This is a genomic window from Caulobacter sp. S45 (genome assembly GCF_903642205.1).
Lineage (GTDB): Bacteria > Pseudomonadota > Alphaproteobacteria > Caulobacterales > Caulobacteraceae > CAHJWH01.
This window is the reverse complement of record NZ_CAHJWH010000185.1, coordinates 1-5,583: the sequence shown is the minus strand read 5'-3', so window position 1 is coordinate 5,583 and position 5,583 is coordinate 1. Positions and strand designations below refer to the sequence as shown.

At 70.3% G+C, this 5,583-nt stretch carries 5 protein-coding genes; 1 reads left to right on the top strand and 4 read right to left on the bottom strand.

Features of this window, described 5'->3' with window-relative positions:
* From proB to HUV06_RS14370, 3 genes are all read right to left on the bottom strand, one after another.
* Nucleotides 1-790, bottom strand: a 790-nt coding sequence (gene proB / locus HUV06_RS14380; RefSeq protein ID WP_174301940.1) for a glutamate 5-kinase, incomplete at its 3' end; no start/stop codon positions are given.
* Nucleotides 787-1,608, bottom strand: coding sequence for a chorismate mutase (locus HUV06_RS14375; protein WP_174301939.1), 822 nt, complete (start codon nt 1,606-1,608; stop codon nt 787-789). The genes proB and HUV06_RS14375, both read right to left, overlap by 4 nt.
* 472 nt (nt 1,609-2,080) lie before the next feature.
* Nucleotides 2,081-2,491, bottom strand: a complete 411-nt coding sequence (locus HUV06_RS14370) for an endonuclease domain-containing protein (protein ID WP_174301938.1) — start codon at nt 2,489-2,491, stop codon at nt 2,081-2,083.
* A gap of 341 nt (nt 2,492-2,832) precedes the next feature.
* Between HUV06_RS14370 and HUV06_RS14365 the strand changes: the two genes are divergently transcribed.
* Complete coding sequence (locus HUV06_RS14365) at nt 2,833-3,534, top strand: hypothetical protein (protein ID WP_174301937.1); 702 nt, start codon at nt 2,833-2,835, stop codon at nt 3,532-3,534.
* Between the two features lie 26 nt (nt 3,535-3,560).
* Here HUV06_RS14365 and parE read toward each other — a convergent pair.
* On the bottom strand, nt 3,561-5,583 hold a 2,023-nt coding region (gene parE, locus HUV06_RS14360; protein ID WP_371811085.1), incomplete at its 5' end, for a DNA topoisomerase IV subunit B.

Genomic DNA, 5,583 nt, shown 5'->3' with positions numbered 1-5,583 from the left:
CGGCGGCGATCAGGGTGGCGCATCCCGCCGCCTGGGCGATGCGGGCGGCGATCAGCTTGGTGGCCATGCCGCCGGAGCCCACCGCCGCGCCCGCGTTCGCCGCGCCGGCCAGGGCCTCGATCTCCGGCGTCACCGCCTCCACCTCGCCGATGTGGCGCGCGCCGGCGTCGAGCCTCGGGTCGGCCGTGTAGAGCCCGTCCACGTCGGACAGCAGCACCAGCAGGTCCGCGCGCACCATCTGGGCCACCCGCGCCGCCAGCCGGTCGTTGTCGCCGTAGCGGATTTCGCCCGTGGCCACCGCGTCGTTCTCGTTCACCACGGGCGTTGCGCCGAGCTCCCACAGCCGCTCCAGCGTGGCGCGGCCGTTCAGCCAGCGCCGGCGCACCTCGGTGTCGTCGCGGGTGAGCAGCACCTGGGCGGCTGGAGAGCCGTGGGGCTCCAGCGCCTCTTCCCAGGCGCGCATGAGCAGGCTCTGGCCAGCACTCGCCGCCGCCTGCTTGGTCTGCAGGTCCAGCGCGCCCCGCAGCGGCAGGCCAAGCCGCCGCCGCCCGAGCGCCACCGCGCCGGACGACACCACCAGCACCTTGCGCCCCTCGGCCGCCAGCCGCCCGATGTCGGCGCACAGCCCCGCGATCCAGGCGCGGTCCACCGAGCCGGCGGCCGCCTCGATCAGCAGGGCGGAGCCGACCTTGACCACCAGCCGCCGCGACGCCGCCAGCCGCTCCGCCGCGCTCGACCCCAGGGTCGAGGACGGCTCCAGCAGCGTCGCCGTGGCGGCCGACGCGCTCATCCGCCCGCCTGCACCGCGCTCACCACCGCCTCCACCGACAGCGAGAAGGCCGGCGCGCGGCCGATCACGCCGCGGTAGCGGTCCATGGCGGTGACCTCGTCCGGCGCGCGGTCCACCTCGTACAGCCGCCAGCCCTCCTCCAGCCCCAGCAGCCGGCGGGAGCGTTCGCCGCCCCCCGCATCGCCACCGGCGGAGATCACGAAGGTGCGCCCGCCCGCCAGCGACGCCGGGTCGATGCGCGCCACGGCCAGGCAGGCGGGCGCCTTGCCCCCCTTGGGACCGTCGATGGCGTCGAACACCCACAGGTCCCGGTGCTGGGCCGCGAGCCGGGTCCACCAGGCGGTGCGCGGGTCGATGGCCAGCACGGCCACGGCGTTCCGCGAAGCCGCCGCCGCCAGCGCCTCGTCCGAGGTCTCCACCTCGGAATAGAGCGGCGAGGAGCCGAACCGGCGGCGCGCATTGTCGAGCACGTGGGCCGGATCGGGGCCGCCCCAGACCACCACCTCCAGCTCGCCCTGGCGCGCCAGGCCGGCGGCCATGATCTCGCGCCAGACACCCAGCGCCAGCTGGCGGCAGTCGGGCTCGGCCTTGGCCAGCAGGCGCGAGATCACCTTCGCTTCCCGGTCGGGGCGGAGCTTCAGGGCGTTGACGGGGCCGGACGCCTTCACGCCGCCGATGCGGGCGGCCACGCTCATGCGGCGCTGGAGCAGCTCCAGCAGGGCGTCGTCGATGCGGTCGATTTCGGCGCGGAGATCGTCCAGGGTGGGAGCGGGGGAGACGGACTCGGAGCCGTCGAGGACGGCGGGGGAGGAGGACATGGAAGGGGCTTTCGCAAGGGGGAAGGCCGCGCGGTCGAGGCTCACGCGGCGACGCCTATTGGCCGCCCGTTGGAGGGCGGTCGCCGGGGAGGGGATCGAAGCTTTGCGGAGCGCGATCGCCTCAGCCGGCGTATCGAAAGCCGTAATAGTAAGGAAGCGCCCGAACGGTGAGTTCGTTCGACGGAAGGCCACGCGCAGGCATGGTCGTGCTCCGAGAGGGGCGCAGGGCGGGGTTGCCAGGATGATCCTTCCCAGACGGGCGCGGGGAAGTCAAGGTGGCGGGCGGGGTGCGTGTGCCGCCGTGCTCGGGCCGGTCAAGGCGACCCGCTTACGCGGGCGAGCCTTGCAGGCTCGACCTTGACCGCCCCTGCGCGCGACGACTGACGCGTGAGCGTCGGGACGCGGGGCGTCCCGTGTAGAAGGTTCGATCGCCTCCGGCGGATCGAAGCCAGAGCTGGTGCAAGGAAGGGAGCTATTCACCTCCCCTGCGAAGCGGGGGAGGTGGCGGCGAAGCCGACGGAGGGGGCGTCGCCGCCGCTACCGCCTGACGAATAAGACCATCCGCCACCTCGTCAGGGTCGGCCAGCACGTCAGATGCCGGAATCCGCTGAACCACGATCCCTCTCGCTGCGAGCCACGCATCACGCGCCTCGTCCCGCTCCGGCTGATCCCCCATGTTGTGCCCCCACCCATCCACCTCCATCGCCATCCGCGCCGCCGGACAGTAGAAGTCGAGTACGTAAGGCCCGAGCGCATGCTGCCGCCGAAACCTGGGCAGTCCGTCACCCACGCCCCGGAGCCGCAGCCATAACTGCACTTCCGGCGGCGTCATCTCGCCCCGGAGCCGTTTCGCAGCCGACTTGCCCCGTTCAGTGGTCCTCATCCTGAAAGCGTAACGCGGCGACGCCCCCTCCGTCACGGCGCGTATCCGCACCGCGCCACCTCCCCCGCTGCGCAGGGGAGGAGAAGAGCCAAGTCCCAGCCCCGTGTTCGACGCAGCCGCAGGCCAAGTCGAACCTTCAACGGGACGCCCTGCGTCCCGACGCCCACCCGTCAGCCGCCGCGCGCAGGGTGGGTCAAGGTCGAGCCGCAGGCTCGCCCGCGGCACGCGGGTCGCCTTGACGCGCCCGAGCACGGTGGCACACCGCGTTCTCAAGCTCGACGTGATTGCGCCTGTTGCGAAGTCGTCCAATAGCAGCCAGTCCTGCGTATCGCGGTGGGGCCATGCAGTTCATAGAGGTGTCGGAGATGGGCGTGCGCGCCGCCCGTCTGGCTTTCGTCGATCCTAAGGCTTCTGCACGGGTGACTCTGTTCCCCATGGTGCACATAGGCGAGCCTGGCTTCTACGAGGAAGTCTATCGAGACGCCCTGACGCACGATGTTGTGCTGTTCGAAGGCGTTCGTTCTCCAGTCGTAGCGAGAATTACCCGATCCTACCGATGGCTGGTCGGATCGCGCGCCATGGCCGGCCTAATTGTGCAGCCTCGTTTCGACGGGACCAACTCGTCTGCTTCGATTGTCCACGCAGATCTCACTCATGAGGAATTTTCGATTGAATGGCATAAGGTGCCCTTGTGGATAAGGGGGCTTCTCTACGTCATATCACCCTGGCTCGGACTGAAGCGGCGTTGGTTTACTTCCAAGGCGGCCTTAGCCAAGGACATGGGTTGCGAGGCTCAGCCGTCGCTCAAGGAGGTTCTAGCCATCTCTCCGGAGACGGGAGCTTTGACCCAAGCTATTCTTCATGCGCGGGATGAAAGGCTGATCGAACGATTGAGCAAAGAGCTTGCTGGCAGTCAGGGCCAGGTCTCCATTGCTGTCATCTATGGTGCAATGCATATGCGAGCAGTGGTTCGTGAACTAACCGGCAAACGTAGATTTTCAGTCACGAGCGCTGAATGGCGAACGGTTATGTCCATAGCCTGACAGGCCGTCGGCAGGTCAAAGCTCCTTCAAACATCCAAATCCTCCGCCGCGAACTCCGCATTCTCCTGGATGAACCGGAACCGCAGCTCCGGTTTGCGCCCCATCAGCGTCTCCACCAGGTCCTGCACCGCCTCCTCCGCCCGCGGCAGCGCCACCCGGGCGAGCGTCCGCTTCTTAGGGTCCATGGTGGTCTCCTTCAGCTGGGCCGGCATCATCTCCCCCAGGCCCTTGAACCGCCCGATCTCCGGCTTCTTGCCCTTGAAGGTCCCGGCCAGCAGCTCGTCCTTGTGGGCGTCGTCGCGGGCGTAGGCAGTCTGGGCGCCGTGGCTGATACGGTACAAAGGCGGCAGGGCGAGGTAGAGCTTACCGCCGCGGATCAGCTCCGGCATCGTGCGGTAGAAGAAGGTGATGAGCAGGCTGGCGATGTGGGCGCCGTCCACGTCGGCGTCGGTCATGATGATCACCCGGTCGTAGCGCAGCTCCTCCTCGCGATAGCGGGAGCCGCCGTGGCAGCCCAGCGCCAGCATCAGGTCGGCCAGCTCCTTGTTGCCGCCGGCCTTCTCGCCCGAGGCCGAGGCGACGTTCAGGATCTTGCCCCGGAGCGGCAGGATGGCCTGGGTGGCGCGGTTCCTCGCCTGCTTGGCCGAGCCGCCGGCCGAATCGCCCTCCACGATGAACAGCTCCGAGCCGTCCATGGCGGAGCCCGAACAGTCGGCGAGCTTGCCGGGCAGGCGGAGCTTGCGGGTGGCCGAGGCTCTAGCGACCTCCTTGTCCTTGCGCCGCTTCAGCCGCTCCTCGGCCCGCTCCACCACGAACTGGAGCAGGGCCGTGGCCGCCTTGGGCTGGGCGGTCAGCCAGTGGTCGAAGGGGTCGCGGAGCGCGGTCTCCACCAGGCGCTGGGCGTCGGAGGAGGAGAGGCGCTCCTTGGTCTGGCCCTGGAACTCCGGGTTGCGGACGAAGACGCTGATCAGGGCGCCGGCCTGGGCGGCCACGTCCTCGGCGGTCAGGATGGCGGCGCGCTTGTCGCCGGTGAGCTCGGCGTACTGCTTGAGGCCGCGCGTGAGCACGGCGCGCAGGCCCGCCTCGTGGGTGCCGCCCTCCGGCGTCGGCACGGTGTTGCAGTAGGACTGGGTGAAGCCGTCCGCCTCGCCGAAGCCCGCGCCGCTCCACGCCACCGCCCACTCCACCGCGCCGCCGCCCTCGGCGCGAGCGATGCGGCCGGCGAAGGGTTCGGGGGTGACGGTCTCGATGTCGCCGATCCGCTCCTTCAGGTAGTCGGCCAGGCCGTTGGGGAAGTGGAAGACGGCCTCGGCCGGGGTCTGGTCCTGGATGCGCTCGGGGGCGCACTTCCAGCGGATCTCGACGCCGCGGAACAGGTAGGCCTTGGCCCGCGCCATGCGGAACAGCCGCGCCGGCTTGAACGCCACGTCCTCGCCGAAGATGTCCGGATCGGGGGTGAAGCGGACCAGCGTGCCGTGCTTGCGCGAAGGGCCGAGCTTTTCGATCGGCCCTTGCGGGTGCCCGCGGGAGAAGGCCTGGCGCCACTCGAACCCGTCGCGCCAGACGGTCACGTCCAGCCGGTCCGACAGGGCGTTGACCACCGACACGCCCACCCCGTGCAGCCCGCCGGAGGTCTCGTAGGCCTTGCCGGAGAACTTGCCGCCGGAGTGCAGGACCGTCAGGATCACCTCCAGCGCCGACTTGCCCGGGTGCTTGGGGTGGGGGTCCACGGGGATGCCGCGGCCGTCGTCGCGGACGGAGAGGGCGCCGTCGGCGTCCAGGCTCACCTCGATGAGCTTGGCGTGCAGCGCCACCGCCTCGTCCATCGCGTTGTCGAGCACCTCGGCGAACAGGTGGTGCAGCGCCCGCTCGTCGGTGCCGCCGATGTACATGCCAGGCCGCCGCCGCACGGGCTCCAGCCCCTCCAGCACCTCGATGTCCTTGGCGGAGTAGCCCCCGGCGCCGGGGGGGGCGACTATGGGGGCGGCGCGCTGGGTCCTGGGGTCGGGCGCAGGGCGGGGCTCCGCGTGCGCGTCGGCGACCGGGTGC